This is a genomic window from Halorubrum sp. AJ67, from assembly GCF_000513435.1.
The window spans coordinates 16,015-17,698 of record NZ_CBVY010000012.1; the positions used below are offsets into that span (position 1 = coordinate 16,015).

2 protein-coding genes and 1 pseudogene are annotated in these 1,684 nt (G+C 68.8%); all 3 read left to right on the top strand.

Annotated features, from left to right (window positions below):
* On the top strand, window positions 1–443 hold a 443-nt coding region (locus tag BN903_RS18760), incomplete at its 5' end, for a TCP-1/cpn60 chaperonin family protein (RefSeq protein ID WP_394296248.1).
* A 312-nt stretch (window positions 444–755) separates the two neighbouring features.
* Window positions 756–1,412, top strand: coding sequence for a lactate utilization protein (locus tag BN903_RS10555; RefSeq protein WP_048077696.1), 657 nt, complete (start codon window positions 756–758; stop codon window positions 1,410–1,412).
* A 144-nt stretch (window positions 1,413–1,556) separates the two neighbouring features.
* A pseudogene (locus BN903_RS18765) lies at window positions 1,557–1,684 on the top strand (alpha/beta hydrolase); the annotation flags it as partial.

Sequence of the window (1,684 nt, forward strand, 5' to 3'; positions counted from 1 at the left end):
CCGAGCTGGCGCTGCAGCTCCGCGACTTCGCCGACTCCGTCGGCGGCCGCGAGCAGCTCGCCGTCGAGGCGTTCGCCGACGCCTTAGAAGTTGTCCCGCGCACCCTCGCAGAGAACGCGGGTCTCGACCCCATCGACTCGCTGGTCGACCTCCGCTCCCGCCACGACGGCGGCGAGTTCGGTGCCGGTCTCGACGCCTACACGGGCGACGTGATCGACATGGAGGCCGAGGGCGTCGTGGAGCCGCTCCGCGTCAAGACCCAGGCCATCGAGTCCGCCACCGAGGCGGCCGTCATGATCCTCCGCATCGACGACGTCATCGCGGCCGGCGACCTCAAGGGCGGCGGCTCCGACGACGGCGGCGACGAGGGCGGTCCCGGCGGCGCGCCCGGCGGAATGGGCGGCGGCATGGGCGGTATGGGCGGTATGGGCGGCGCGATGTGAAGTTCGGCGAGAACTCACACGCCCCCTGATTCCGACCGCAGCCGTTTCACCGAACCGCCACCAGACCGACCGTCGCGCGCCCCTTCGGGCCTCGACGACACGCGATTTTTATCGACGACCGACGCCACGACCGAAGAGCCGCCGGCTCGGCGTTCGACGGCGGTGACGTATCCGAATCGACACGACGGTAACACCGGTGTAACCACCCGACACGGGTGTTCGCGAGCCGTTAAGTGTCGTCCGTGCCTCCGATCTATCAACTGGACGGACTCGCCGCAGACGCGCGGCGTGGTCCGTTCGATCCCATTCACAATGTCACAGCAGAAGGCAGACTACGCAGACGACGCGGAGATCGACGCGGAGTTGGACGACATCCCGGACGCGGAGACAGTCGAAGAGACCGTCGCAAATCTGGAGGAGCGCGGCTTCGACGTGATCGTCGTCGACGACGCCGACGAGGCGTTAGAGACGGTGAAATCACAGATCCCCGCGGGGGTCTCCGTGATGAACGGGCACTCGACGACGCTCGAAGAGATCGGGTTCGACGAGTTCCTGAGCGAGGGCGACCACGACTGGGAGAGCCTCCCCGACCGGATCTGGGGCATCGACGACGACGCGGAGCGACAGACCGCGCGCCGCGAGTCGCAGACGGCCGACTACTTCCTCGGCGGGATCAACGCCATCGCGGGGACCGGCGAGCTGGTCGCGGCCGACCTCTCCGGCAGCCGGATCGGGGCGTACCCGTTCGCCGCGGGCAACGTCGTCATCGTCAGCGGGGTCAACAAGATCGTCCCGACGCTCGACGACGCCTTCGACCGCCTCGAATCGGTCGCGTACCCGCTGGAGAACGAGCGCGCACAGGAGGCGTACGGCGTCGAGTCCGCCATCGCCAAACAGCTCGTCTACCGACGCGAGACCGAGGAGGGGCGGACGACGCTCGTCCTCGTGCGCGAGCGGCTCGGCTACTGATCCGGCCGACGGCTCGCCGCTCCGACGGCGACACGCTTTCTTTCCCCCGGTTTCGACGCCCGTGAGCGTCGCCGCCACGACGCCGAGACCGAGAGACCGTAACCCGTTTTCGGCCCCTCCGAGAAACGGCGCGTAGGTCCCGCCATGACGCCCCAATCGACGACCCTTCGGACGGACGCGTGTACTCTCCCCGACGGACGCACCCTCTCGTACGCGACCGGCGGCGACCCCGACGGTTTCCCGGTCCTCGTTCACCACGGCACACCGGGGTC